General features: G+C 64.9%; 27 protein-coding genes and 1 tRNA gene. 12 read left to right on the top strand and 16 right to left on the bottom strand.

Features of this window, described 5'->3' with window-relative positions:
- Nucleotides 1–93 precede the first annotated feature (93 nt).
- From rplL to AC5RTE_RS13985, 9 genes are all read right to left on the bottom strand, one after another.
- A complete protein-coding gene (gene rplL, locus AC5RTE_RS13945; protein WP_307094334.1) occupies nucleotides 94–468 on the bottom strand; it encodes a 50S ribosomal protein L7/L12 in 375 nt (124 codons plus the stop codon).
- A gap of 77 nt (nucleotides 469–545) precedes the next feature.
- Complete coding sequence (gene rplJ / locus AC5RTE_RS13950) at nucleotides 546–1,130, bottom strand: 50S ribosomal protein L10 (RefSeq protein ID WP_494041969.1); 585 nt, start codon at nucleotides 1,128–1,130, stop codon at nucleotides 546–548.
- Nucleotides 1,131–1,427: 297 nt separating this feature from the next.
- On the bottom strand, nucleotides 1,428–2,549 hold the full coding sequence (locus AC5RTE_RS13955) for a GNAT family N-acetyltransferase (protein WP_494041970.1): 1,122 nt from the start codon (nucleotides 2,547–2,549) through the stop codon (nucleotides 1,428–1,430).
- Between the two features lie 7 nt (nucleotides 2,550–2,556).
- Complete coding sequence (locus tag AC5RTE_RS13960) at nucleotides 2,557–3,687, bottom strand: GNAT family N-acetyltransferase (RefSeq protein ID WP_494041971.1); 1,131 nt, start codon at nucleotides 3,685–3,687, stop codon at nucleotides 2,557–2,559.
- 127 nt (nucleotides 3,688–3,814) lie between these two features.
- Entirely contained in the window at nucleotides 3,815–4,522 is a 708-nt protein-coding gene (gene rplA / locus AC5RTE_RS13965) for a 50S ribosomal protein L1 (RefSeq protein WP_163161877.1), read from the bottom strand.
- Between the two features lie 199 nt (nucleotides 4,523–4,721).
- The gene (rplK, locus tag AC5RTE_RS13970) at nucleotides 4,722–5,153 is read right to left on the bottom strand and encodes a 50S ribosomal protein L11 (protein ID WP_003803853.1); all 432 of its coding nucleotides are present in this window, start codon (nucleotides 5,151–5,153) and stop codon (nucleotides 4,722–4,724) included.
- A 131-nt stretch (nucleotides 5,154–5,284) separates the two neighbouring features.
- The gene (gene nusG / locus AC5RTE_RS13975; protein WP_494041972.1) at nucleotides 5,285–6,109 is read right to left on the bottom strand and encodes a transcription termination/antitermination protein NusG; all 825 of its coding nucleotides are present in this window, start codon (nucleotides 6,107–6,109) and stop codon (nucleotides 5,285–5,287) included.
- Nucleotides 6,110–6,223: 114 nt separating this feature from the next.
- Entirely contained in the window at nucleotides 6,224–6,508 is a 285-nt protein-coding gene (gene secE, locus AC5RTE_RS13980; protein WP_104042553.1) for a preprotein translocase subunit SecE, read from the bottom strand.
- 83 nt (nucleotides 6,509–6,591) lie between these two features.
- Nucleotides 6,592–6,664 (bottom strand) — tRNA-Trp (locus AC5RTE_RS13985).
- Nucleotides 6,665–6,940: 276 nt separating this feature from the next.
- Here AC5RTE_RS13985 and AC5RTE_RS13990 point away from each other — a divergent pair.
- Nucleotides 6,941–8,158: a pyridoxal phosphate-dependent aminotransferase gene (locus AC5RTE_RS13990; protein ID WP_494041973.1), complete on the top strand. Its 1,218-nt coding sequence runs from the start codon at nucleotides 6,941–6,943 to the stop codon at nucleotides 8,156–8,158.
- 172 nt (nucleotides 8,159–8,330) lie between these two features.
- Here AC5RTE_RS13990 and AC5RTE_RS13995 read toward each other — a convergent pair whose 3' ends face one another.
- Together AC5RTE_RS13995 and AC5RTE_RS14000 are read right to left on the bottom strand one after the other, a co-directional pair.
- Nucleotides 8,331–9,011: a LuxR C-terminal-related transcriptional regulator gene (locus tag AC5RTE_RS13995; RefSeq protein WP_494041974.1), complete on the bottom strand. Its 681-nt coding sequence runs from the start codon at nucleotides 9,009–9,011 to the stop codon at nucleotides 8,331–8,333.
- Complete coding sequence (locus AC5RTE_RS14000) at nucleotides 9,008–10,444, bottom strand: ATP-binding protein (protein WP_494041975.1); 1,437 nt, start codon at nucleotides 10,442–10,444, stop codon at nucleotides 9,008–9,010. Before AC5RTE_RS14000 ends, AC5RTE_RS13995 begins: the two co-directional genes overlap by 4 nt.
- Nucleotides 10,445–10,568: 124 nt before the next feature.
- On the opposite strand from AC5RTE_RS14000, the gene AC5RTE_RS14005 reads away from it, so the two are divergent.
- The 5 genes from AC5RTE_RS14005 to AC5RTE_RS14025 all read left to right on the top strand — a co-directional run bounded on the left by AC5RTE_RS14005 (nucleotide 10,569) and on the right by AC5RTE_RS14025 (nucleotide 14,658).
- Nucleotides 10,569–12,119 (top strand): PspC domain-containing protein, encoded by a 1,551-nt coding sequence (locus tag AC5RTE_RS14005; RefSeq protein WP_494041976.1) that lies wholly within the window; start codon nucleotides 10,569–10,571, stop codon nucleotides 12,117–12,119.
- A gap of 1 nt (nucleotide 12,120) precedes the next feature.
- Entirely contained in the window at nucleotides 12,121–12,399 is a 279-nt protein-coding gene (locus AC5RTE_RS14010) for a hypothetical protein (RefSeq protein WP_494041977.1), read from the top strand.
- Nucleotides 12,400–12,402: 3 nt separating this feature from the next.
- Complete coding sequence (locus AC5RTE_RS14015) at nucleotides 12,403–12,660, top strand: PspC domain-containing protein (RefSeq protein ID WP_494041978.1); 258 nt, start codon at nucleotides 12,403–12,405, stop codon at nucleotides 12,658–12,660.
- A 192-nt stretch (nucleotides 12,661–12,852) separates the two neighbouring features.
- Nucleotides 12,853–13,878 carry an ATP-dependent 6-phosphofructokinase gene (locus AC5RTE_RS14020; RefSeq protein ID WP_494041979.1) on the top strand — a complete coding sequence of 342 codons (1,026 nt, stop codon included), beginning with the start codon at nucleotides 12,853–12,855 and terminating at the stop codon, nucleotides 13,876–13,878.
- A 63-nt stretch (nucleotides 13,879–13,941) separates the two neighbouring features.
- Nucleotides 13,942–14,658, top strand: a complete 717-nt coding sequence (locus AC5RTE_RS14025; protein ID WP_494041980.1) for a GNAT family N-acetyltransferase — start codon at nucleotides 13,942–13,944, stop codon at nucleotides 14,656–14,658.
- Here AC5RTE_RS14025 and AC5RTE_RS14030 read toward each other — a convergent pair.
- The 5 genes from AC5RTE_RS14030 to AC5RTE_RS14050 all read right to left on the bottom strand — a co-directional run bounded on the left by AC5RTE_RS14030 (nucleotide 14,620) and on the right by AC5RTE_RS14050 (nucleotide 19,343).
- Entirely contained in the window at nucleotides 14,620–16,083 is a 1,464-nt protein-coding gene (locus AC5RTE_RS14030) for a DHA2 family efflux MFS transporter permease subunit (RefSeq protein ID WP_494042033.1), read from the bottom strand. The genes AC5RTE_RS14025 and AC5RTE_RS14030 overlap by 39 nt on opposite strands.
- A gap of 107 nt (nucleotides 16,084–16,190) precedes the next feature.
- Nucleotides 16,191–16,625 carry an ankyrin repeat domain-containing protein gene (locus AC5RTE_RS14035; RefSeq protein ID WP_494041981.1) on the bottom strand — a complete coding sequence of 145 codons (435 nt, stop codon included), beginning with the start codon at nucleotides 16,623–16,625 and terminating at the stop codon, nucleotides 16,191–16,193.
- Entirely contained in the window at nucleotides 16,625–17,707 is a 1,083-nt protein-coding gene (gene ygfZ, locus AC5RTE_RS14040; protein WP_494041982.1) for a CAF17-like 4Fe-4S cluster assembly/insertion protein YgfZ, read from the bottom strand. The genes AC5RTE_RS14035 and ygfZ overlap by 1 nt, the downstream gene beginning before the upstream one ends.
- Before the next feature lie 90 nt (nucleotides 17,708–17,797).
- The gene (locus AC5RTE_RS14045) at nucleotides 17,798–18,406 is read right to left on the bottom strand and encodes a nitrobindin family protein (protein ID WP_461172091.1); all 609 of its coding nucleotides are present in this window, start codon (nucleotides 18,404–18,406) and stop codon (nucleotides 17,798–17,800) included.
- A 169-nt stretch (nucleotides 18,407–18,575) separates the two neighbouring features.
- Nucleotides 18,576–19,343, bottom strand: coding sequence for a permease (locus tag AC5RTE_RS14050; protein ID WP_494041983.1), 768 nt, complete (start codon nucleotides 19,341–19,343; stop codon nucleotides 18,576–18,578).
- Between the two features lie 336 nt (nucleotides 19,344–19,679).
- Between AC5RTE_RS14050 and AC5RTE_RS14055 the strand changes: the two genes are divergently transcribed.
- From AC5RTE_RS14055 to AC5RTE_RS14080, 6 genes are all read left to right on the top strand, one after another.
- The gene (locus tag AC5RTE_RS14055; RefSeq protein WP_494041984.1) at nucleotides 19,680–20,378 is read left to right on the top strand and encodes a winged helix-turn-helix transcriptional regulator; all 699 of its coding nucleotides are present in this window, start codon (nucleotides 19,680–19,682) and stop codon (nucleotides 20,376–20,378) included.
- A 48-nt stretch (nucleotides 20,379–20,426) separates the two neighbouring features.
- Nucleotides 20,427–21,407, top strand: a complete 981-nt coding sequence (gene mshD, locus AC5RTE_RS14060) for a mycothiol synthase (protein ID WP_494041985.1) — start codon at nucleotides 20,427–20,429, stop codon at nucleotides 21,405–21,407.
- A 117-nt stretch (nucleotides 21,408–21,524) separates the two neighbouring features.
- Nucleotides 21,525–23,774, top strand: a complete 2,250-nt coding sequence (locus AC5RTE_RS14065; protein WP_494041986.1) for an RNA degradosome polyphosphate kinase — start codon at nucleotides 21,525–21,527, stop codon at nucleotides 23,772–23,774.
- Between the two features lie 11 nt (nucleotides 23,775–23,785).
- Entirely contained in the window at nucleotides 23,786–24,751 is a 966-nt protein-coding gene (locus tag AC5RTE_RS14070) for an NUDIX hydrolase (protein ID WP_494041987.1), read from the top strand.
- Between the two features lie 43 nt (nucleotides 24,752–24,794).
- Nucleotides 24,795–25,598: a thymidylate synthase gene (locus AC5RTE_RS14075; RefSeq protein WP_494041988.1), complete on the top strand. Its 804-nt coding sequence runs from the start codon at nucleotides 24,795–24,797 to the stop codon at nucleotides 25,596–25,598.
- The gene (locus AC5RTE_RS14080) at nucleotides 25,595–26,179 is read left to right on the top strand and encodes a dihydrofolate reductase (RefSeq protein ID WP_494041989.1); all 585 of its coding nucleotides are present in this window, start codon (nucleotides 25,595–25,597) and stop codon (nucleotides 26,177–26,179) included. The genes AC5RTE_RS14075 and AC5RTE_RS14080 overlap by 4 nt, the downstream gene beginning before the upstream one ends.

Consider the following 26,179-nt stretch of genomic DNA (forward strand, 5'->3'; position numbering starts at 1 on the left):
ACCCCCGGAAACGCGCTGGGCACTACTTGCATTGGGACGCAAAAAGCCCCGCCCACAAACGTGGACGGGGCTTTTCGAAAGGAAAAGGCGTTGTTACTTGAGGGTAACGGTGGCGCCTGCAGCCTCGAGCTGCTCCTTGGCCTTCTCGGCAGCTTCCTTGGTGGCGCCTTCGAGAACAGCCTTGGGTGCGCTGTCAACCAGGTCCTTGGCTTCCTTGAGGCCGAGGGAGGTGATGGCGCGAACTTCCTTGATCACTGCGATCTTCTTTTCGCCGGCAGATTCGAGGACGACATCGAAGTCGGTCTTCTCTTCAACCTCTTCAGCAGCAGCGCCGGCGGGGCCAGCAACAGCTACAGCAGCAGCGGTAACTTCGAAGGTCTCTTCGAAGAGCTTGACGAACTCGGAGAGCTCGATGATGGTCAGTTCCTTGAAAGCTTCAATGAGCTCTTCGTTGCTGAGCTTCGCCATGGTAGGCGTCCTTCCTGTTGTGGTGTTCAGCGGCACGGAGCCACGCGTCACACCGGAGTCTGGTGGGGTAAAGAGAACTAGTTCTCTTCAGCCGCGGGAGCGTCAGCTGCGGGAGCTTCTGCTTCGGCGGCGGGAGCTTCTTCAGCGGCGGGCGCTTCGGCAGCTGCCGGTGCACCGTTCTCTTCTTCAAGCTTGAGGCGCAGTGCGTCGATGATGCGTGCAGCGGCGGCAGCGGGTGCCTTGAGGACACCAGCAACCTTGGCGAGCTGCAGCTCACGGGACTCGAGGGCTGCCAGTGCGGCAACCTCGCTGGCGTTCAATGCCTTGCCCTCGAAGTAACCGGTCTTGATGACCAGCTGCTTGTTGGTCTTGGCGAAATCCGTCAGGCTCTTGGCAGCGGCAACTGCGTCACCCTTGATGAACGCGATTGCAGTGGGGCCGGCAAGCTGGCCGTCGAATGCTTCGACGCCGGCTTCCTTGGCTGCAATGGCAGTCAGGGTGTTCTTGACGACCGAGAACTTGGTGTCCTGGCCGAGAGAAACACGCAGCTGCTTGATCTGTGCAACTGTGAGCCCACGGTATTCGGTCAGGACAGCGGCGTTCGATTCCTTGAAATCGTTAGTGATCTCAGCTACTGCTGAAACCTTTGCAGGCGTTGCCATAACCCTCCTTCCGGGGATAGTGCCGGTATGCGACGGTCCCCGCTCAAGTGAGCTATAACTAAAAACGCCCCGCGCAGATGCACGGGGCTTGGCTCAACACGGAAAATCCGTGGAGCGTTTGCTTCGTTCACCTGCGCCGGCCGCCCTACGTTGAGGGTCCTTCGTCCAGAAAGCCACTGCTTCTCCCGCGCACAACTGCAGAGTTGAGCCATGTTCGAGAGAGTGGATTTCCAACAACCGACGGTCTTTGGTCCTTCAAGTCTACGGGAGAGCCACCACTGCACCAAATCGGGGCCTTCAGCTGGTGCTGGTGTGCAGGTGCGGGAGCTCCTTTTGCCAGATTCCCGTCACGCCCGCTGTCTGGAAACCCAGCTGTTTGTTGACGGTGAGGAGGTACCGGTTCTCCGGGGCGTTCCAGGTGTAGATGATCCGGGCATCGGGGAACTGCTCGGTGAGCCGTTCCATGTTGGCCACCTTGATCAGCAGCCCCAGCTTGTTCCCGCGGTGCTCCTGCAGCACCAGCGTGTCGTCCTGGAAGACAACGTCCGCGCGGTGCGCCAGCACCGTGATGGTGGTCAGGCCTACGAGGGTCCCCGTGGCGAGGTGCTCGACGGCGGTGACAACCGTCCGCCTGCCCTGCGAAATGGCAACTTCCTCGGCTTCCCGGAGGATGGCGCCGTCGAGCATCATGTCCTGCTCTACTGGCGGCTCCAAGGAGGGATCGACGTCGGCGCCCGCTTGGTTTTCAAGGGCGGCCACGGCTTCCAGCCAGCCGTCAGGGCAGCGGTCGGTCCAGTGGTGCAGGCGGTACCGTCCGTTGTTGGCCGCATCCGCCTCCGCCTGCAGGTCGGCAACCAGCTTTGTGTCCAGGGGCAGCGCGCAGGCGCTGAACTGCTCGATGTGCTGGAGCGTGTAGCCCGTCTTCTGCGCGAATTCGACTTCACGGCTTTCCAACGGCACAAAGCCCTGCCCCGTACCGGGAACCAGCTGGGCGCGTTCAAACTCATGCAGGGAGGCCCCGGGGTGGTTCGTGTCCACCAGGATCATGGTGCGGCCTTCGCCGCGGGCGAACTGCTCCGCGGCCTGGAGGAGGCGGCGGCCGACGCCCTGGCGCTGGAACTCGGGCAGGATGTCGAGGGTGAATTCCGCCAGGTCGAGGTTGTCCGTGAGGGGAAGGGCGATGTCCACGGTCCCCACGATCTCACCGTCCACCTTGGCGACGAGAATGAGCTGACGCTCGTACGGGTCCTGGAATTCGAGCAGCTTCTCCAGGGGGCCGTAGGCGAGGTCGTCACTCCCCCAGGTCTGCATCCGGACCTTCCGGCCCACTTCGACGGCCGCGAGGAAATCAGCTGCGTCCGGCGCGTCCAGTGAGTCGGGAATCCAAAGCTGCTCGATCTTCACGTCGTCTTTAGCCATAGGCGCATCATCCCAGCCGTTTCTGCCACTCGCCTTCATAACCTGCGGGCTTGAATCCAAGTGCAATATTTATGGCCAGCATATGTTGGTTTTCGTTGGCATTCCACGTCAACACCGACCGCGCGGACGGCCACTTTTCATGGGCGCGCTTCACGTTTGCCACTTTAATCAGCATGCCCAGGCGATGTCCGCGGTGTTCCGGGATGACCAACGTGTCCTGCTGCACCATGGAGTCCGGCACGCCGGCACGCCAGTTCAGCACCGTGTAGGCCACAAGTTGCCCTGAGGCCCGGTGGCGGGCGGCCGTCACAGCTGACTGGACACCGCTCCGGATCAGCCGGTTTTCCTCTTCCCGGACCCTGGCGGCGTCCCAGTCTTCACCATCCCAGTTCATTCCGGCGATGGGTACCTCGGTGGTCATCGTGGCTTTGAGGCCGGCATAGGCCTGCACCAGGTCCTCCGGGCAGCTGTCGTCCCAGCCGGTGATGGTGTAGTCCGCTGCCCGGGCGGAGGCCTCGTCTTCAAGCCGCTTCAGCAATTCCGGCGGAACGGGGAGGGCGAGGCGGCTGGACCGTTCCACCTGTTCCAGCTCATAGCCGGCGGCAACAGCAAAGGCCACGGCGGGCTCATCAAGCGGCAGGCCGCCGGCCCCGGATTTTGCGGGGAGGAGTGCGGCTTCCCCGGCGGTCCCCAGCGGCACTTCGTTGTAGGCGTCAAGGGATGTGCGCCCGCGTTTGCGGGCGACTGCTTCTGCATGCTTAAGTAGCGCACTGCCAAGGCCTTGCCGGCGGTGGGCAGGCGTGATCAGGACATCTATTCCTGCGGTATGGGTGTTCTCGCGCAAAGGGAGGGTCACCGAGCACATGCCCACGGTGGCGCCGCCGACCTTGGCCAGGTAAAGTTGCCGTTCTTCATAGGCATTGCCCTGCCAATACTCCGCGGCTTCCTGCAGCGTGTCGCAGCGGTCCAGGTTGCCCCAAACGGCGAGCTCGTGCTCCACCCGCAGGGCGTGGCACTCCTTGAATTCCCCGGTAATCTGGCGCGCGCCGGTTTCGCTGCCACTCTTCAGGACCGCCACTGCGCTTATCACCAGCGCGGCGGTCTTTTCAGGGGACGGTTGCACCTCCGGTTCGGCCACTTCTACAGCTTAGGCAAGGATGCACCGTGTGCGTTATGTTCCCGGGCTTAAACCCAAACCGCCCGGCATGTGCCGGGCGGTTTGGGTTTGCAGCGGAAGGATCCGCTGCGGGGCTTCGAACGAGGGTTTAGGCCTCGGTCAGAACCTTGGTGACGTTGGGGTCAACGGAGATGCCGGGACCGAACGTGGTGGCAACCGTGGCCTTCTGGATGTAGCGGCCCTTGGAAGCGGACGGCTTCAGGCGAAGCACCTCTTCCAGTGCTGCTGCGTAGTTTTCAGCCAGCTTGATGGCGTCGAAGGACACCTTGCCGATGATGAAGTGCAGGTTGGAGTGCTTGTCGACGCGGAAGTCGATCTTTCCACCCTTGATGTCGTTGACGGCCTTGGTGACGTCGGGGGTCACGGTGCCCGTCTTCGGGTTCGGCATCAGGTTACGCGGGCCGAGGACCTTACCGAGGCGGCCAACCTTGCCCATGAGGTCAGGGGTGGCGACGGCGGCGTCGAAGTCGGTCCAGCCGGCTGCGATCTTTTCGATCAGGTCGTCGGAACCAACGAAGTCGGCGCCGGCAGCGATTGCTGCTTCAGCCTTGTCACCCGTGGCGAAAACCAGGACGCGGGCAGTCTTACCGGTGCCGTGGGGCAGGTTGACGGTGCCGCGGACCATCTGGTCAGCCTTGCGGGGATCGACGCCGAGGCGGAATGCAACCTCAACGGTGGCGTCGAACTTGGACGGGTTGGTGTCCTTGGCGAGGGTTACGGCCTCGAACGGCGCGTAGAACTTCTCCGCGTCGATCTTGGCGGCTGCTGCCTCATATGCTTTGCTGCGCTTTGCCATGCTGCTTGTTTCTCCTTGTGCAGTTGTGGTCTGCGGACCGCGCTGGGCCCTGCCACAGTCGGTGAGCGGGCTCGTTATCCGTGCCCGGTTCCCAACATTGTCGGTTTGTGCCGCTTATACGGCAGTGGTGCCGGTTTCCCGGCGGTGCCGCCCGTCGTCGTCATCGGTTTCCCGAGTCCGGCGTCCGGCAGCGAGGGCATTAACCCTCGACGGTGATACCCATGGAGCGGGCGGTGCCGGCGATGATTTTCGCTGCGCCCTCGAGGCTGGTGGCGTTGAGGTCTTCCATCTTGGTGGAGGCGATCTCGTTGACCTGGGCCTGGGTCAGCTTGGCAACCTTGACGGTGTGCGGGGTTGCTGAACCCTTGGCGACGCCTGCAGCCTTCTTGATGAGCTCTGCAGCCGGCGGGGTCTTGGTGATGAAGGTGAAGGAGCGGTCCTCGTAGACCGTGATTTCCACGGGGATGACGTTTCCGCGCTGGGCTTCCGTTGCAGCGTTGTACGCCTTGCAGAATTCCATGATGTTGACACCGTGCTGGCCAAGCGCAGGACCGATCGGCGGAGCCGGGTTAGCGGCACCTGCCTGGATCTGCAGCTTGATGAGGCCGGTGACCTTCTTCTTGGGAGCCAATGTAGGGTCCTTCTCTCAATAACGTCCTGGGGCACAGGAGCGTGCCTCAGGTTTTTGGCCGCCATGGCGAGGCAGCCGAGCCGTTCCGGTGCTGCTAAAGCAGGCCGCACCGGAACGAATTCTTGGGTTTGTCAGATCTTGGTGACCTGGTTGAACGCCAGGGTAACGGGCGTTTCGCGCTCGAAGATCGATACCAGCACCACGAGGGTCTGGGATTCGACCTTGATCTCGGAGATCGTGGCGGGAAGGGTCTCGAACGGGCCTTCCTTGACGATGACGGACTCTCCGACCTCAAAGTCGACATCCACGGGAGCCTGGTGCTGCTTGTTGACCGGCTTGCCCTTCTCTGCCTGCTCTTCCTCGAAGACGGGGGCGAGCATGGAGAAAACCTCATCCAGGCGCAGCGGCACGGGATTGTGGGCGTTGCCCACGAAACCGGTGACGCCAGGGGTGTGGCGGACGGCGCCCCAGGAGGCATCCGTCAGGTCCATGCGGACCAGGACGTAACCGGGGATGCGGACGCGGTTGATGACCTTGCGCTGGGCGTTCTTGATCTCAACGACTTCTTCCATGGGCACCTGGATTTCGAAGATGTAATCTTCCATGTCCAAGGTCTGGATGCGGGTCTCAAGGTTGGCCTTCACGCGGTTTTCGTAACCGGCGTAGGAGTGGATGACGTACCAGTCGCCTTCCTGGCGGCGCAGCTTGGCCTTGAACTCCTCGGCGGGATCGACGTCGGCCTTTGCGGCGGCAGCGGCAAGGACGTCGCCGGACTCTTCCCCGGAGCCGGCGTCGTCCGCTTCTGCGTCGTCGTCGTACTCGGCGTCTTCTTCAGACTCGGCGTCGCTGGCTTCGGGCGCGGAGGAATCAACCTCAGACTCGTCACCGGCTTCTGCCGTGATGTCCGCGGACTCTTCCAGCTCAGTCTCGGTTACCTCGAGCTCCTGCTCAGACACTTGGTCTCCTGCTTCCTCATTGCCTAACATGCCTATTTAAATGGCTCAATTCCGCACACCGGTGTTCCCCTCCGGTTTCCCGGATGGAACACACGGCCTGCGGACGGTTCAGCCCTAGCTGTCCGTGGGGACGCTACCGCCGAAGATCCAGCTGACAGCGGTTCCAAAACCGAGGTCCAGCAGGCTGACGATGATCATCATGATGCCGACGAACACCAGCACCACGAGCGTGTAGTTGATCAGTTCCTTGCGGGTGGGTGCAACAACCTTCTTCAGTTCGCCGATGATCTGGCGGATGAAAAGTGCAATGCGGGCGAAGAAGTTTGCCTTGGCGTCCTTCTTAGCTGGGCGGCCCTTGGAGCTGCTGGCAGCTGTTTCGGTCACCTGGTCCTCGCTCATCTTTGCAATGGTGGATTACCCGGCCCTGATCAGAACCATGGTTGCTGCGCTTGCCCCGGATTTTCGCCCGGGGCAAGCTTGCGCAGGGCAGACAGGACTCGAACCTGCAACCTGCGGTTTTGGAGACCGCTGCGCTACCAATTGCGCCACTACCCTATGGAGTGATTCCCACGCTCCGACAACGAACCACCTGTTTGCACTGGGGCGCACGTCATCATCTGTGTTTTCAACACCGGTGAACCAGTCTACGCAACAACTTCGCGTTCGTAAAACCAGCCCGCCCCGGCCCTTCCCGCAGGCCGGTGATGACCCCGACTGGCAGGCAGTCACAATCAAAACCGGCAACCCGGAGGGTCCGGTGAACAGCATAGAGTAGATCACGTCGAATCCCACATTCCAGCCTCCGGGCTGCAAGCGAAGAACGGACCTGCCATGTCTGCCGCCCGCGTTTCCCAACGCATTTCCGCTATTGCCGAATCCGCCACCCTTGCCGTTGACGCCAAGGCGAAGGCGCTGAAGGCGGCAGGCCGGCCGGTTATTGGTTTTGGCGCAGGCGAACCCGACTTTCCCACTCCGGACTACATCGTCCAGGCCGCCATTGAAGCGGCAGGCCAGCCCAAGTACCACCGCTACTCCCCCGCAGGCGGGCTGCCCGAGCTGAAAAAGGCCATTGCCGAGAAGACCCTCCGGGACTCCGGCTACGCAGTGGACGCGTCCCAGGTCCTGGTCACCAACGGCGGCAAGCAGGCCGTCTACAACACTTTCGCCACCCTGGTTGACCCGGGCGATGAGGTCATTGTGCCCACCCCTTTCTGGACCACGTACCCTGAGGCGATCCGCCTCGCCGGCGGCGTGCCGGTGGAGGTCTTCGCCGGGCCCGAGCAGGACTACCTGGTAACCGTGGAGCAGCTTGAGGAAGCCCTTACCGACAGGACCAAGATCCTGCTGTTCGTCTCGCCGTCGAACCCCACCGGGTCCGTCTACTCCCCCGGGCAGGTGGCGGCGATCGGCAAGTGGGCCGCGGCCAAGGGCCTCTGGGTTGTCACCGATGAGATTTACGAGCACCTGACCTATGACGGCGTTCCGTTCACCTCCATCGCCACCGCCGCCCCTGACCTGGGCGACAAGGTGGTCATCCTCAACGGCGTGGCCAAGACCTACGCCATGACCGGCTGGCGCGTCGGCTGGATGATCGGCCCGGCAGATGTCATCAAGGCGGCCACCAACCTGCAGTCCCACGCCACGTCCAACGTCTCCAACATCCCCCAGGTCGCTGCTCTTGCCGCCGTCTCCGGGCCGCTGACCGCTGTGGACGAGATGAAGGTTGCCTTTGACCGCCGGCGCAAGGCGATCGTGGCCGGCCTGAACGCGATTGAGGGTGTGGAGTGCCCGACGCCGAAGGGTGCCTTCTACGTCTACGCGGACGTGCGTGCGCTGCTGGGCAAGGAGTTCCCGACGGCGTCCGGCACCGCCACGCCGCAGACCTCCGCCGAGCTCGCTGCCCTGATCCTGGATGAGGTTGAGGTGGCGGTGGTCCCGGGCGAGGCTTTCGGGCCTTCCGGCTACCTGCGCCTCTCCTACGCCCTGGGTGACGAGGATCTTGCCACGGGCGTGCAGCGCCTGCAGGACTTCCTGGGCAAAGCCCAGTAGGACGCTCTCTCACTTACCGCAGGAAAATCCGGGATGCTCTATCACTTCCTCAAGGGAAGTGATAGAGCATCCCGGTTTAAGGCGCATCAAGTGAGAGAGCGTGCCGGTTTCAGGCGCATCAAGTGAGAGAGCGTTGGGGGAAAACGTGCTTTAGGTGGGAGAGGGTCTCTGGCTAGAGGAGGCGGCGCTCCGCGGCCCACTTGGTCAGTTCGTGCCGGCTGGACAGCTGGAGCTTGCGGAGGACGGCGGAAACGTGGGTTTCCACTGTCTTGATGCTTATGAACAACTCTTTTGCCACTTCCTTGTAGCTGTAGCCGCGCGCGATGAGGCGCATAACTTCCAGTTCCCGGGCCGAGAGCCTGTCCAGTTCATCGTCCGCGATGTCCGCTGGAGCGGTGCCAAAAGCGTCCAGCACGAAGCCTGCAAGCCGTGGCGAGAAGACGGCGTCCCCGCCGGCCACACGGTACACGGCATCGGTGATCTCCGCCCCTGAAATGGTCTTGGTGACGTAGCCACGCGCTCCCGCCCGGATTACCGCCACAACGTCCTCTGCCGCGTCCGAGACGCTTAGGGCAAGGAACCTGGTGGTGGACAGCAAGGCGGCTGAGCCGGCGATGACTTCGCGGCCCCCGCCGCCGAGGCCTCCGGGCAGGTGGACGTCCAACAGCACCACGTCCGGGCGTTCCCGGGCGATTACGGCTATTGCCTGCTCCACGGTGGCCGCTTCCCCCACCACCTGGATGCTCGGGTCGAGGTCCGCTTTCAGGCCGGAGCGGAAGATCGCGTGGTCGTCCACTATGACTACCCTGGCGGTCCGGGCAGGTCCGGTACCGGCTTCCTGCGTTGCATTCATGGTTTGCCTTCCGTGCTGTCCTGCGGGGCGGCCGGGTATCCCAGCCGCACCTCCGTGCCTTCATTGGTGCTGGAGATGGTGGCCGTGCCGCCGTGGCGGTTCATCCGGCCGATGATGGATTCCCGGACACCGAGCCGGTCCTCCGGCACGTCCTGCAGCTCGAAGCCCGGGCCCCGGTCCTTGATGAAGACCTCGGCATGGTCAGCGGACGCCTCCAGGTACACCGAGACGGTTCCGCCGCCGTGGCGGGAGGCGTTCAGCATCGCCTCCCGGCTGGCCTGGATCAGTGCCTCATGGCTCTCGGTGACCGCGGTGTCTCCCACGCTGACCACCTCGACGGCGTTGCCCAGCAGGTCTTCCACTTCGGCAGCTGCGGCCTTGATCCGGTCCGACAACTGCCCGGCATCCTTGCCCGGGTCCTCAAACAGCCAGCCCCTCAGCTCCCGCTCCTGGGCACGGGCCAGCCGGACGACGTCGTGCTCATTGGCAGCCCGCCGCTGGATAAGTGCCAGAGTCTGCAGCACGGAGTCGTGCAGGTGGGCGGCGATTTCCGCCCGCTCAGTTTCCCGGATCCGGCCGGCGCGCTCCGCTTCCAGGTCGCGCCAGAACTTCAGCGCCCAAGGAAGCAGAACCAGCACCACCCCGCCGAGGACAGCCACGGAGGCGAGCAGCGCCAGCCACGTCTGCTCCCAGGATCCCGATCCCGACACCATCACCAGAACGCCCGCAACCACCAGGGCCAGGCCCGCAGCGAGCCGTGCCCAGCCGCCGGCCTGGTCCGCCTTCGTCTTGTCCACCAGCCCCGCCCGCCGGGTCTCGTCCAGCTGCATCCACGCGATGGACGCCCCACCCAGAACTGCCGCCGCCGGAATCAGCGTGCCCAGCGGAACGTCCACGCCCAGGAGCTGGGCCACCAGGATGCCTGCAACCAGGAGCAACCCGACGCCGAGCAGGATCTCCTTGCCATACCGCATGTCACGGAACCTGAACCAGGGCGCGGCAACCTCGGAAGCATGTCCTCCAGCGTGCCCCGCTGCGCTGCCACGGGCATCAGGACCGACGGCTGTTGAGCCGCTGCCGCCGTCGGGTACTCCGGGCGGCACCGCGCCAAATCCACCAGGTGCGGCTCCGGTCCCGGCGGGCGCCGCCGTCCGGGGAACGGCAGCCTGCGCCCGCTCAGGACTTACGGCCGGGGCAATCGGCGACGCCGGACGGCGCGCCTGGCGCCTTGCGCTTTCATCCGCGGTGGGCACCATGATCCACAGCCAGGCGTAGAAGACGACGCCGGCGCCACCGGCCAGTGAAGCCAGGAGCATCACCACCCGCACGTTCCGGACCGGCCAGCCCAGATGGACGGCAAGGCCGGAGCACACACCCGCCAGAAAGCGGTCGCTGCGGCGGACCAGCGGGGGGCGGACGGGGACGGTTGTCATGGATCAATCCAAGCACGGATCAGGGTTTCCCGGACCGCGTTCGGGCCGGAACCGGGGGCCACTCAGGGCCTGTTCAGGGTGTCCCCCAGTAGAGCCAAACCACCGCGGGCGGAAGGATTGAGGTATGAACTCGCAAACCCCCACCCCAGATGACGGCCAGCCTACGGAGCCCCTCCCCCAGCGGGAAAATGACCAGACCACGGAGCCCCTGCTGCCGCCCGCTTCCCCAACGGCGCCGGACCAGAATTCGGCGCAGGACCCCTCCCGGGAATCCACGCAGGGCTACCCGGCGCAGGACACAGCCGGCGGGACCAACGCCGGGCGCTCGGCCGGATCCTACTCCAATCAAAGCGGCCCCCACCAGACCGGCAGCTACGCCTACGCCGGTATGCCCGGCCAGCAGACTGACTTCTTCGGCTGGGTCCGCAGCCACGGAATCATGCGCGGCCAGGACCGCTGGATCGGCGGTGTTTCCAGCGGCATTTCCCAGCGGATGGGCATTGACCCGCTGATCGTCCGCGGCGTCTTCATCGTCCTCACCCTCTTCGCCGGCATTGGTGTGCTCGTCTACGGCCTGGCATGGGCCTTCCTGCCCGAGCCCGATGGCCGGATCCATGTCCAGGAAGCCGGTTCCGGCCGTTGGACCAGCGGCATGACCGGTTCCCTGATCGCCACCATCCTCGGCTTCGGCGGACTGGGCGGCGGCTTCTGGGGCTGGGGCGACCACGGCTTCGGAGCCTTCCTCTGGACCGTTTTTTGGGTTGGCGGCGCCATCTACCTGATCTACTACCTGGCCCAGCGAAACAAGGCAGCGGTTGGGACATCGGCAGGCGCAACCTACCCCGGTTCCACGCCCTACTCCGGGACCAACGCCTACTCCGCAGCAACCTCTGCAGGGACTACGCCCCCTTACTCAGACGTAGCAGGCACAGGTCCTTTCACCGGCAGCCCCTACGGTGGAACCGGGTCCGGCAGTGGATGGAACAACGGAGGCACCGGCGGCACGCGGCAGCCGCAGGGCAACCCGACGGCACCCCGCGTACGTCCGCCAGGACCCGGTGCCCCCGCCGTCGCAATCGCCGCAGGCAGCGCCCTGATCGTGGGTGCGGGACTCAAGGCGCTGGATGTCACCAACGTCATCGACCTGGGCGACTCCACCAACGCCATCGCCTGGGCCAGCGCAGCTGCGGTCCTGGGCCTCGGGATCCTCATCCTGGGCCTGCGCGGAAGGACGTCCGGCATCCTCTCGTTCTTCGCGGTGGCGGCCCTGATCATCGGCGGGATCTTCAACGTGGTGGGCAACAACGGCGACCGGGTCCGGTTCCAGCAGGTTGACTGGACGCCCACCAGCATCGAACAGGCCACCGAAGGGCTGAACATCACGGCAGGACGCGGCACGGTCGACCTTACCGAACTGGCCCTGGCCACCCCGCTCCAGTCCGAAGTCCTGGTCCCGCTGGACTTCACGGCCAGCAACGTCACGGTGGTCATTCCCGACACCGTGCCCGTGGACATCAGGGCCGACATGACGCTCGGCAACCTCACCGAAGGCGGAAGCCAGCGCGGCGGAACCACCACACGGGAAAGCAGCTACAACACCGACAAGCCCGGCAGCCACCTGGTGATCCAGATCGACGGCACCGTCAGCAACGTCATCATCAAGGAAGGTAACTGACATGAGCAGCCAAACTCCGGACCCATACGCTCCGGGAAGCACGACGGCGGCAGGCACCGAATCTGCCCCTCCTTCGGGAGCGCGGGTGGGAACCGTGGTGTGGGGCCTGATAGTCCTGGCCCTCGCCGCCCTGATCATCATCGCGCAGCTGGGCATCATCACCCTCAACGGGACCTACGTCCTGATCGGGCTGATGATCGGCGCCGGCGCGGCCCTGGTGATTGGCGGGCTCCTCTCCGCACGGAAACGTGACAACAGTCCTGCAACACGGAAGTCTTGAGCCATGGAAAAGTTCTTCAGCATCGTCAGGGGCCTTGGCCTGAAACGCGGACCGGAGCGCTGGCTGGGAGGAGTGCTGGGAGGCGTCGCGGCAAAGCTCAACGTGGATGTGGCCTATGTCCGGATCGCCTTCCTGCTCTTCTGCCTGCTCCCCGGCCCGGCTGTCATCTTCTACCTCCTGGCCTGGGTGGTCCTGCCGGACCAGCGCAACGTTATCCCGCTTCAGACGTTCCTTGACCGGCGGTCCATCAACCGCCGCTGAGACTGCGGGCACAAAGGCCTCCGCCCCTGTTGGGAAGCGGGGGCCTTCGTGCTGGGGCGCAACTGGCCGTTGCGAGGGAGCAGGGCCTTATGTAACCGGTTTGTGTCGTACCCCACACCCCCCACTAGACTCTATGTGAGCTCAGCGTGGCGCTCTGCCTGTACACCTTCTCCCAGGATTTGAGCCAGAGACATGAAAATTGGAATTCTTACCAGCGGTGGCGACTGCCCCGGACTGAACGCCGTGATCCGCGGAGCCGTCCTCAAAGGCATCGCCATCCACGGTCACGAATTCGTCGGTTTCCTCGACGGCTGGCGCGGTGTGGTCGAGGGCGACATCATCGATATCCCCCGCACCATGGTCCGCGGTATTGCCAAGCAGGGCGGCACCATCCTGGGCACCTCACGCACCAACCCGTTCGAAAACGGCGGCGGCCCCGAGGTCATCAAAGCCCACATGGACCGACTGGGCATCGACGCGATCATCGCGATCGGCGGTGAGGGAACCCTGGCCGCTGCCAAGCGCCTCACCGACGCCGGCCTGAAAATCGTCGGTGTTCCCAAGACCGTGGACAACGACCTCGACGCCACCGACTACACCTTCGGTTTCGATACCGCCGTCCAGATCGCCACTGAAGCGATTGACAGGCTCCGGACCACCGGCGAGTCCCACCACCGCTGCATGATCGCTGAAGTGATGGGCCGGCACGTGGGCTGGATCGCCCTCCATGCCGGCATGGCCGCCGGCGCCCACGCCATTCTCATTCCTGAGCAGAAAGTCAGCATCGAGCAGATCACCGAATGGGTCAAGGAAGCCCACGCCCGCGGCCGCGCTCCCCTGGTGGTGGTGGCCGAGGGGTTCGTTCCCGCGCACATGGAAACCCCGCACTCCGAACGCGGCCTGGACACATTTGGGCGGCCCCGCCTTGGTGGCATCGCAGACCAGCTCGCCCCGGAACTTGAAGCCCGGACCGGCATCGAAACCCGCGCCACCATCCTCGGACACATCCAGCGCGGCGGCGTACCGTCGGCCTTCGACCGTGTCCTGGCCACCCGGCTGGGCATGGCCGCCATCGACTCCGTGGTGGAAGGCTACTGGGGGACCATGGTGGCGCTGAAGGGAACGGACATCGAGCACGTCGGGTTCCAGGAAGCCCTGGGCCAACTCAAGACCGTTCCTCAAAGGCGCTACGACGAAGCCGCCGTCCTCTTCGGCTAAGGCGTTTCCCCCAGCCACGGTGTCCTGTCCGGCCGGACTCCCTGCCCGGCCTAGGCTGGGAGTATGACACTTGACCCCGGTTCTGCCGCCATCATCCAGCTTGCCTGGGCCCGGCGCCTGGGACTCGACGACGACGCTTTCGGAACTGCCCTGACGTCCGGGGAACGGATTGTCCGGGCTGACGAATCGGTGAAGACCGTGGAGTTTGTACGGCTCTTTGGCAGTTCGGCACTCGTTGGTCCGCAGTGGGTCATTGACGCCGCTGCGGGCATCCCGGATGAGGAGATGGCCCAGCACGTCACACTCCTGACGCTGACCCGGTCCCATGGCGGCCATGGCCTGGGTGCCGCTGCGCTGTTCTTTGCCGACGATCTTCCCCTGAAGCAGCCTTCTGACGAGATGACCGTTTCGCACGGAAACCCGGAGGCGATAGAACTGGAAGGACACTGCCCGCCGGACGACGTCAACGAGGTTGGCCTTTCGGACCTGGAAAACCGCTACACGATCGTCCGGGATATTAACGGGCGCCGTGTACCCCTTGCCTGTGGCGCCTACTCCGAGTGGGTGGGCCTGCTGGCCCACCTGGGTGTGCTGGTGGATCCGGAATGGCGGCGCCGCGGGCTGGGTTCACTCGCCGCGTCCATCGCGGCCCACGAGGCACTGTCCGCCGGGCTGACGCTGCAGTGGCGGACAGACGTCAGCAACACCGGCTCCCTGGCGCTGGCCCGGAAGCTCGGCCTCTCAGCCGGCGGAATCCAGACCAGCGTCCACCTTGGCTGACGGGGCAGACCCGCCGCCGCCCCAGCCCTGAACCGGCTGGGGTTTGGCAAAGAACAGTGCCACGACCGCCCCGGCCAGAACCACACCGGCGGGCAGCAGGATGGACTGGGCCATCGCCGTCGAGAATCCGCTGTGGAGCGCCTCCGGCAAGCCACCGGACAAGGCCATGCCCTCCCCCGCAGCCGCGCCGGGCCCGCCGGATTGAAGCTCGGCTGCCAGCCGGGACTGGATCAGCACCGCGATGGCTGCGCTGCCCAGGACGGCCCCGAACTGCCGGGTGGTGTTGTAAACCCCGGACCCTGCACCGGCCTGCCGGGGCGGAAGGTTGCGCGTGGCGGTGGTGCTCAGGGGCGCCCAGATTCCTGCGTTGGCAAAGCCCAGGACGGCACTGGGCAGCAGGAACATCAGGATAGGGGTGTCCGGCTGCATCAGGACTGCGTTCCATGCCAGGGCCACCGCCATCAGGGTCAGCCCGCCGGCAGCCAGGTACTTGGGGTTCACCCGGTCCACTATTTTCCCGATCACCGGTGCCAGCCCGCCTGAAATCAGCGCCATCGGCACCATAAGGAGGGCGGACTGGGTTGGGGTCAGGCCGCGGACCATCTGGTAGTAGAAAATCAGCGGCAGGCCGAAGGAGGTCACCGTGAAACCCACCATGGTGATGCCAATGTTGGCGAGGGAGAAGTTCCGGTCCCGGAACAGCCCCAGCGGCAGGAGCGGCTCGCCCTTGTTGTAGCGCTGCCACACCACGAACGCCGTCAGCACTGCAAGCCCGGCGATGATGAGTCCCCACACACTCACCGGCCCAATGATGGTGCCCCAGTTGTAGGTTTCGCCTTCCTGGATGCCGAACACCAGGAGGAAGAGTCCGACGGCGCTGAGCACCACGCCGGGGATGTCGAACCGGTGCGGGTGGGTATTGAGGGCCGGGACGTTCCGCCAGGCGAGGACGAAACCTGCGATGCCCACCGGCACGTTGATGAAGAAGATCCATTCCCAGCCCAGGGCGTCCACCAGGACGCCGCCGAGGATGGGGCCGACCAGGGTTGCGACGCCGGCGGTGGCTCCCCAGATGGCCATGGCGGCGCCCCGCCGGTCCGGCGGGAAGATCCGCGTGATCACGGCCATGGTCTGCGGCGTCATGATGGCTGCGCCGAGGCCCTGGAGCACCCGCGCGGCGATCAGGGTCTGCACGTCACCGGACAGCCCGCACCACAACGAGGCCAGGGTGAATACCACCAAACCCAGGAGGTAAAGCTTTTTGGGCCCGAACCTGTCACCGAGCCTGCCGGTTATCAGCAGCGGGACGGCGTAGGCGAGGAGGTAGGCACTGGTCACCCAGATGACCGAGTTGATGTCCGCGCCCAGCCCCTCCATGATCCGGGGATTGGCCACGGACACGATGGTGCTGTCGATCAGGATCATAAAGAACCCGATCACCAGGGACCAAAGGGCCGGCCACGGCCTTGCTACGTTTTACACTGGGTCATCCTTCGGGTCGGTGGTTGACGGCCGGGCAGGACCCGGTGGTGCTAGCCCAGGAGATCCAGAATGTCCTGGCGCGCAAACATCTGGGCTGCGGCGCGGGCAGAGGGGGATCCGGCGTCCGGATCGGCGCCGGCCTCCAGCAGGACCCGGGCAACGTCGGTATAGCCCTTGAACGCCGCTCCGGCCAGCGGCGTCTGGCCGCGGTCGTTGGCGGTGTGGGCTTCCGCGCCGTGTTTCAGGATGAGCTGAACGGTCTCTGCGTGGCCGTGGTATGCGGCCAGCATCAGGAGGGAGTCACCTGCGGCATTTGTGAGGGTGGCCGGGGCACCGGCCTCAAGGTAGGCGCGCAGCAGCGCGGAATCGCCCTCCCTGGCGGCCTGGAAAAGCGTGTGCGCCAAAGCCAGCGCCTCGTCGTCGCCTCCTCCCTGGGCGGCCGAAGAATCGGACGGCACGGGTGTGGTTCCAGCGTCTTGTGTCATTAGCGTGGCCCCTTGAGGAATCCGGTCTGGCGCCCCACTACCTGGCCGGCGTCGGGGGCAACGATGAGCTCCTGGACAGCAGGGTAAGGCTCCTCGCCGTCCAGGACCGTCAGTATCTCATCCGCTCCAACGGAACGCTTTATGACTGCCAGGGCAACGGGCCCCATCTCGTAGTGCTGGGCCACCGACGTGACCGTTCCTACTTTCCGCTCCCCTGCCAGCACGGGGCTTCCGGCCTGCGGCAGGGTGTGTTGGGAGCCGTCCAGCTGCAGGAACACGAGCCGGCGCGGCGGGTGCCCCAGGTTGTGTACGCGCGCGATGGTTTCCTGGCCTTTGTAGCAGCCCTTGGCCAGGTGCACGGCGGTACGGAGCAGGTCCAGCTCATGCGGGATGGTTTTGTCGTCCGTTTCGGCGCCTATCCGGGGGCGCCACGCCGCCAGCCGCAGCGCTTCCGCCGCCAGCACGCCGGCCAGCGGGCGTCCATCGACGGTTTTCTCCAGGTCCGCGGCCGGCACCAGGTACTCAAACCACGGGCGCTCCAGCCCCGGATGGCTCCCCGGAGGGACGGTTGCATAGGAGTAGCCCCCCGGCGCCACATGGGGCCAGGGGTCCTGCCACACCAGCAGTTCGGACCATTCCGGCACTGCCCTGGTGCTGCCCACTACCGCCCATTCGGCCGAAACGTCAGCAATTTCCACCCGCAGCATGAACTTCATCCGGTTCAGGAACTCCGCCAGGGGTGCTGCTTCGGCGGCCTCAACAAGCAGCCAGGTGGTGGCGCCGTCGTCAATCACCCGGGCGTCGAAGTCGATCCTGCCCTGGACGCTCAGGAGCAGCAGTTCGCTGGACTCCCCCGGCTGGAGGCTGGTCACCTGCTGCGAGGACAGCGTGTTGAGCCAGCTCAGCCTGTCCGGACCGGTGACCGTCACCACGCCGCGGTGGGACAGGTCGACGACGGCGGTACCGGCAGCGAGTGCGCGCTGCTCACGCAGCGGCTCACCGTAGTGGGATGCGACGCCGGCGTCCGCGCCGGTTGCCTCAACGGCTCCAGGGCGCGACAACAGGGGGCTGGGAGTAGTCATATGTAGTAGAAGTCCTCGAGGGTCGGCGGTATTCCGGATATTCAGAATCGATCCGGTGTCCACGGTCCTCTTACCTGGGGACCGGGATGGTCAGGAAACTTTTTTGAGGAAGGCGGAAGCGTGGGCTTCAAGCCCCTTGCCTTCCTTGCCGCCGACGGCCACGTCCCACCGCCAGAGCAGGTTCCCGTCCACCAGGCCGAAGATGCGCGTTGCCGCGCTGTAGTCCTTGGAGTGGCTTCCGCGCATCACCATGTCGGTGGTGAGCTGGATTTGCGGTCCTTTGATCTGCCCGTAGTACAGCTCTGAAATTCCACCGGGATGCGAGATGGACACAGAGATGTCGAAGCCGCCCTCGCTGTTGCGGAGGGCTTCCACCTCGTCGGCACTCTTCAACGCCGGAACGATGTCCGCCGGGATCAGGCCCGGACCGCCGTCGGCATCAAGTTGCTTGCGCTCCAGCGCCCAGAAGCCGGTTTCGACGGTCAGCGGCCGCAGGCGCGTGCCGTCGTCGTCCGTCAGCCAGCTCTCCGCACGGTACTGAAGATAAGGCAGCCCGTTATGGGTGAAGGACACGTGCTGCAGGAAGTGTTCCGAGTCCTCATCCCCGGTGCCCAGCCGGCCACGGCCCTCCCACTCACCAATGAGCCAGGAAAGGGGGACAAGTTCTGGGGTCAGGTCTGTCGGAATTTCAATCGGCACAGCAAATACCTCGGGAAACTGCTAGCTCCGGAAAGGGACTACTTCTGGCCTTTGAACAGGCGGTAGACCACAAAGCCGGCAAACCAGGCCATGGACAGGCTGGCGATGCCGAGCAGGACAAGGAAGAAGATTTCAAAAGCAAGTACGGACATGATGCCATCCTAACGCGTTAGTAGATGAGTAGTTTGTCTATGAAGTAGGCCAGCGAACCCACCGCCGAGACGGGCGCAAGCCCTATGCTAAGGGCAGCCGGAACATCAAGGGGTGCGCCGCGAAGCGTCACGAGCCGGCGGAAGCTGACCAGGACCGCGCCCACCACCACACCAAAAATAGCCGCCGGCAGGATCGCTATGTCGGAAAGGACCAGTCCTGCCAATGGACCGGCAAGGCCGGCCAGGACTATTCCCAGGGGCGCAATGATTCTGTCCGGCCACCTGATCAAACAGGCCAACAGGGCCACGGTGGCGCTGATGGCCGCCACCAGCAGCATCTCCTTTACCCCGTTGAACCGTGCGCCCGCGATCCAGCCCGCGCCGAGGCAGGCCAGCAGCACTCCCACGGAGCAGCCAAGCGTCGACTCCAACCGCTGCGCCTGCCCTGTACCGCGGATGAGCTGCACGACGAATACGGCCATGATCCCCAAGGCAATAAACGGCGGCGTCCAGTCCAGGTAGCCGGGAGCGGGCGAGTAGGCGGCGGCGAGCGCAGATCCGGATCCGGCCAGGGCAATCACTGCCGCGAGCGTCTTCTTGGCAGGTATCCGGAGGAAGTGGGGCCAGCCGACGCCCACGGCAGCCGCACTGACTACAGCGACAGTAACGAGGGCCTCGCGGGAGGTGTAAACGCCGGCAATGATTGCAGCGAGCCCGGCAATACCTGCCACACCGATGGTCCAGGAGCCCAGGGAGCGCGCCGGCGCCTGCAGTTCCGCCGTCATACTGATCCCGGCCCGGGCTTGATCTGTGCACTCACTGCGCTGCATCCCATCCTGCGTTGACCTTGGAAGGCGGTCCGCCTCCGGTGGCAGGGCATCGGGCCCTGCCACAATCCTGCCTTATGTGAACGGCTTATGTCGCAAAACGCTGCCTGATCCGGGCCGGACCAGTGCCAGCTTCGGGGCCGCCGGGTATACTCGGGACCTCAGCTAAGTTCCCTGCTGAAGTGGCCGGACCGCTGCCTTGGCAGAGTCCCAAACAGGGGCAGGGAGCCAGTACCGGCCGGCGAAAATCCGGTTTAGTCGCTCAATGATGCGCGGACGGCCCTTGGAGGAACAATGTCGCACATCCTGTTATTGACGAACAGCACCGGATCCTCGGTGGACATCCTGCCTGCCTTGGAATTGCTGAACCACCGGGTCCACATCCTCCCCGCCGAACCCACCGCCCTGCTGGAGACGGACCCCTGCGACATTGTGCTGCTGGACGCCCGCAAGGACCTCGTGGGCGCGCGTTCCCTCACCCAGCTCCTCAAAGCCACCGGCCTGAGCGCCCCGCTGGTGCTGATTCTTACCGAAGGCGGAATGGCTGCTGTTTCCTCTGCCTGGGCTGTGGATGACATTGTGCTGGAATCTGCCGGCCCCGCCGAGGTGGAGGCCCGCATCCGGCTGTCCGTGGCCCGGGCCATCCCGGAGCAGGAGGACACGCCGTCCGAAATCCGGGCTGCCGGCGTCGTCATCGATGAGGCAAGCTACACCGCCCGCGTTAACGGAGCACCCCTGAACCTGACGTTCAAGGAATTCGAGCTCCTGAAGTACCTCGCGCAGCACCCGGGCCGTGTGTTCACCCGGCAGCAGCTGCTCACCGAAGTGTGGGGCTACGACTACTACGGCGGCACCCGCACGGTGGACGTCCACGTCCGGCGCCTGCGCGCCAAGCTCGGCGCCGACCACGAAAACCTCATCAGCACTGTCCGCAACGTCGGCTACCGGCTCACCCTGGTGCGGCAGCAGGAAGACGAGCTGACGGAAGCCTGAGCCGGCTGCTTGCGGTCCGCCTCCGCTGATCCCGTATAACCTTGCCTCATGACTCCAGCGCACCCTGAGAAGTGGCCCGTCCATGTTGTAAAAGGCGGAGTTGACCGGCAGCTGCTGAAGGACTGCGGCGATCTGCTGGCTGCGGCGGAAGAGTCGGACGGCAATCCTTCCATCTCTGAGCAGACCCTGATCAGCATGCGGGCCGGTGATTCCGGTGAACACCAGGTGCTCACCCTGGCCCTCTACGCCCCGGACGAGGACTCCGACCCCGCCTCCGGACAGGACCTTGCAGGGTTCGCCGCCTTAGTTGAAGAACCGGACGGCAGCGGCGTGGTGGAAATCGCCGTCCATCCCAATTACCGCAACCAGGGCGTCGCCGACCGTCTTGTGGGCGCCCTTCAGGACCGGCGCGGGCTCCAGGGACTGAAAGCCTGGTCCCACGGAAACCACGAGGCAGCCGCGGACCTCGCCGCCCGCTACGGCTTCGTGTCCGTGCGCGAGCTCTGGAAGATGCGGATGACGACGGCAGCGGCGGACCTTCCCGCCGTCGTCCTTCCGGAGGGTGTCACCATCCGGGCGTTTGTGCCCGGCCAGGATGAGGATGACTGGCTGGCTGCCAACCGTGCCGCGTTCGCCCACCACCCCGAGCAGGGCAGCCTCACCCGCGCCGACCTTGACGCCCGGATGGCCGAGGAATGGTTTGACCCCGCCGGTTTCCTCCTGGCTGTGAACGGGGACGGCAGGCTGCTCGGATACCACTGGACCAAGGTGCATCCGGGCCACGGCTCCCACCCCCCGATCGGTGAAATCTACGTGGTGGGCGTTACCCCGGAAGCCCAGGGTTCGGGCCTGGGCAAGGCCCTCACGGTGGCCGGCATTGGATACCTCCAAAACCTGGGGCTGCACGCCGTCATGCTGTACGTCGACGCCGACAACGCTCCCGCAGTCTCCCTGTACCGGCGGCTGGGTTTCACCCGCTGGGACATGGATGTGATGTACGGTCCGGCAGCGGGCCAGCCCAATCCCTAACGCAAGGGCCCTGCGGCGCCAAACCTAGGGTTCCTGCCTACTGATTGCTTGTATGGTTGAAACAGAACCGCGCAGGCCGGATACGGCCGCATTGAAGCGCCAGGTAAAGGAGATGCCATGAACCCGGAACCTTCCGGAGCAGCCACGTCCCAAGAGGTTCCTATCCCCGTGCGCGCCCGATTCGGCTCCTCGGAGGTTCCGGCGTCGCGGGCCACGCAGGACCGGATCGACATCCCCGATTTCGCGCCCAACCTGGAACCGGAGGGCGATATCCGGCCGGACCGCTTCCTGGACCGGGAACTGAGCTGGCTCAGCTTCAACTCCCGTGTCCTTGAACTGGCCGAAGATGCCTCCCTGCACCTGCTGGAAAGGGTTGGCTTCCTCTCCATCTTCGCGTCCAACCTGGACGAGTTCTTTATGGTCCGCGTCGCAGGCCTGAAGCGGCGCATCGCCACCGGCCTTGCCGTCCCCTCCCCTGCAGGGCTGAGCCCGGTGGAGGTGCTGGAAAAAATCGGTGAGGAAGCCCACCGGCTCCAGCAGCGCCACGCGCAGGTCTTCGCGGAACAGATCCGTCCGGCCCTGGCCTACGAGCACATCCACCTGATGCACTGGGACGAACTCGACGACGCGGCCAAGCAGCAGCTCAGCCAGATGTTTGCCGAAAAGGTCTTCCCCATCCTGACGCCTTTGGCGGTGGACCCGGCACACCCCTTCCCCTACATTTCGGGCCTGTCGCTGAACCTGGCCGTCGTGGTCAGGAACCCTGTCAGCGACAAGGAACTGTTCGCCCGCGTCAAGGTCCCGGACCAGCTGCCCCGGCTGATCTCCATCGACGGTCCGCGCGCCGGTGCGGTGGCGGGCCGGGTGGCGCGCTTCATCGCCCTTGAGGAAGTCATCGCCGTCCACCTGGACAAGCTGTTCGCCGGAATGGAGGTCCTTGAGCACCATACGTTCCGGGTCACCAGGAACGAGGACGTGGAGGTTGAAGAGGACGACGCCGAGAACCTCCTGCAGGCGCTCGAAAAGGAACTGCTTCGCCGCCGGTTCGGCCCGCCGGTCCGGCTCGAGGTTACCAACGACATCAACCCCAACATCCGGGCACTGCTGATCCGTGAACTGGGCGTTGAGGAGTCCGAGGTCTACTCGGTCCCGGCCCCGCTGGACCTTCGGGGTCTTTCGGTCATCGCGGGCATCGACCGGGCGGACCTGCACTACCCCAAGCACGTTCCGCATACCTCCCGGTACCTGAACGAGTCCGAGACGTCCAAGGCGGCCAACGTCTTCGCGGCCATGCGCCGCCGGGACATCCTGCTCCACCACCCCTACGACTCGTTCTCCACTTCCGTGCAGGCCTTCTTGGAGCAGGCGGCGGCAGACCCCAAGGTCCAGGCCATCAAGCAGACCCTGTACCGCACCTCAGGCGACTCCCCCATTGTGGATGCCCTTATTGATGCCGCCGAGGCCGGCAAGCAGGTCCTGGCCCTGGTGGAAATCAAGGCCAGGTTTGATGAGCAGGCAAACATCTCCTGGGCCCGCAAGCTCGAGCAGGCCGGCGTGCACGTGGTGTACGGCATCGTGGGCCTTAAAACACACTGCAAGCTCTCACTGGTGGTGCGCCAGGAAGTGGACGGGCTGCGGCGGTACTGCCACATCGGCACGGGCAACTACCACCCCCGCACCGCCCGCTACTACGAGGACCTGGGCCTCCTCACGGCCAACGACCAGGTGGGCGAGGACCTTTCCAAGCTCTTCAACCAACTCTCCGGCTATGCGCCCAAGTCAACCTTCAAACGGCTTCTGGTCGCTCCGCGCTCGGTGCGTTCCGGGCTGATTGACCGGATCGAAACCGAGATCCGGAACGCCCGCGCCGGCCTCCCCGCCCGCGTCCAGATCAAGGTCAACTCCATGGTGGACGAGGCCATCATCGATTCCCTGTACCGCGCATCCCAGGCCGGGGTGAAGGTGGATGTCATTGTCCGCGGCATCTGCTCGCTGCGCCCGGGCGTGCCCGGACTCAGCGACAACATCACGGTCCGTTCCGTCCTGGGCAGGTTCCTGGAGCACTCCCGTGTGTTCGCGTTCGCAAACGGCGGGAACCCGGTGGTGTACATCGGCTCAGCAGACATGATGCACCGCAACCTGGACCGCCGGGTGGAGGCCCTGGTCCAGTTGAGCGCCTTTGATGACATCAACTACGTGCAGGACCTGTTGCGCCGCTATATGGCTCCGGAAACTGCAAGCTGGCACCTGGACAACGAAGGGAACTGGTCCCGACACCACCTCGCCGATGACGGCAGGCCACTGGAGGACGTCCAGTCCTTCCTGCTGGCGTCACGGCCGCGGCAGCGCAGCCTGAGCCGACGGTAAGGGCTGCAGTTTTGTCGAGCGACGCACTCGTAGCAGACCAGACAGACCACCCCGGTGAACCGGTAGCCGTCACGGCTGCCGGGGCACTGCCGTGGCGCCTCAACAAGGACACGCTTGAGGTACTGCTGATCCACCGCCCCCGTTACGACGACTGGTCCTGGCCGAAAGGCAAGATCGACGACGGCGAGACCATCCCCGAATGCGCCATCCGGGAAGTGTTCGAGGAGGTTGGGCTCACCGCCGCCCTGGGCATACCGCTGCCGCCGATCCACTACCACGTGGCCAGCGGGCTGAAGGTGGTCCATTACTGGGCGGTCAAGGTCAACGGCGACAGGCTGGTCCCGGACGGGAAAGAGGTGGACAGCGTGATGTGGTGCACCCCGGAAAAGGCCGCCCGGCTGCTGTCCAACCCCTCCGACGTCGAGCCCTTGGATTACCTGCGGGATGCCCACGAGCGGGGGGAGCTGAACACCTGGCCCCTGCTGGTGGTCCGCCACGCAAAGGCAAAGCCGCGCTCGTCCTGGAGCAAGGCAGAAGGCGAGCGGCCGCTCGCTGCCACCGGGATGCGCCAGGCCCAGGCTGTGGGCCGGCTGCTTCAGGCGTGGAAGCCGCCACGTGTGGTCACCAGCCCGTGGCTGCGCTGTGTCGCGACCGTTGCGCCGTATGCGAAGGCAACCGGCGCCAAAGTCAAACTGGCGGAAGCGCTTACCGAACACCGGCACGAACGGAGCCCCAAGAAGACAGCGGCAGTCATCGAGGCCCTTCTCGAGAGGCAGCGGGCGGTAGCGGTCTGCACCCACCGTCCGGCGCTGCCCACTGTGTTCGGGCAACTGGCAAAACACATGCCCGCGCACCTTGCCGCCCTCCTGCCCGCCGAGGAACCCTACCTGTCCCCCGGGGAACTGGTGGTGTGCCATGTGGCCCTCGGAGCCAACCGGATTGTTGCCGTGGAGCAGTTCAAGCCCTTCGATGACTGAGCCGTTTGGGCGCCGCGGTGATCGAGCAAAGTACACTTGGGCCGTGAGCATCCCAACGCCTTATGAAGACCTCCTGCGCGATGTCCTGGCTTCCGGCACGCACAAATCGGACCGCACCGGGACAGGAACCACCAGCGTTTTCGGGCGCCAATTGCGCTTTGACCTGGGTAAGAGCTTCCCGCTGATCACCACCAAGCGGGTGCATTTCAAGTCAGTCGCGGTGGAACTCCTGTGGTTCCTGCGTGGCGAGACGAACGTGAAGTGGATGCAGGACCAGGGCGTCACCATCTGGAACGAGTGGGCTGACGCCGACGGCGAGCTGGGGCCGGTCTACGGCGTCCAGTGGCGCAGTTGGCCCACCCCGGACGGCGGGCACATCGACCAGATTGCCGAGCTGGTGGAGAACCTCCGGTCCAACCCGGATTCCCGTCGCCACATCGTGTCCGCGTGGAATGTTTCCGAACTGCACGACATGGCCCTGCCTCCGTGCCACGCGTTCTTCCAGTTCTACGTTGCGGACGGCAAGCTGTCCTGCCAGCTTTACCAGCGCTCCGCGGACATGTTCCTGGGTGTGCCGTTCAACATCGCCTCCTATGCACTGCTCACCTGCATGGTGGCCCAGCAGGTGGGGCTCGAACCCGGCGAGTTCGTCTGGACCGGCGGCGACGTCCACATCTACGAGAACCACATGGACCAGGTCCTCAAGCAGCTGGAGCGGGAGCCGTACGAGTACCCGCAGCTGAAGATCACCCGGAAACCGGCGTCGATCTTCGACTACATGCTGGAGGACTTCGAAGTGGTGGGTTACAAGCATCACCCCACGATTAAGGCACCGATCGCCGTATGAGCACCGAGAACTTCACGGACCCGCAGTCCTTTACGGAGGAACTGGCCGCATCGGTGACCGGCGTGGGCCTGGTGTGGGCGCAGACCCCTGACGGCGTCATCGGCAAGGACGGGGACATGCCCTGGCACCTGCCTGAGGACCTCAAGCACTTCAACCGGCTCACGATGGGCCACCCGGTGGTGATGGGCCGCAAAACCTGGTTGTCCTTTCCGGAAAAGTACCGGCCCCTGCCCGGGCGGACCAACATCGTGATCACCCGGCAGGAAAACTGGGCGGACACGCCCGAGGCGGAGGGCGCCGTCGTGGTCCCTTCCCTTGATGACGCCCTGCTGGAGTCCCAGTTCGTCGACGGAGGCGAAACCGTGTGGATCTTGGGCGGCGGAGAGATATTCCGTCAGTCCACGGAGCTTGCCAACGTTGCGGTGGTCACCACCATCGACGTCGATGCCGACGGCGACACGTTCGCTCCGGAACTGGGCACCAGTTGGGAAGCGGCGGCCTCTGTTCCCCCGGACGGCTGGCTGACGGGCGTCAACGGGACACGCTACCGCTTTACTAAATGGTCGAGGACTGAGGGTTAG

The organism is Arthrobacter sp. K41, assembly GCF_059089645.1.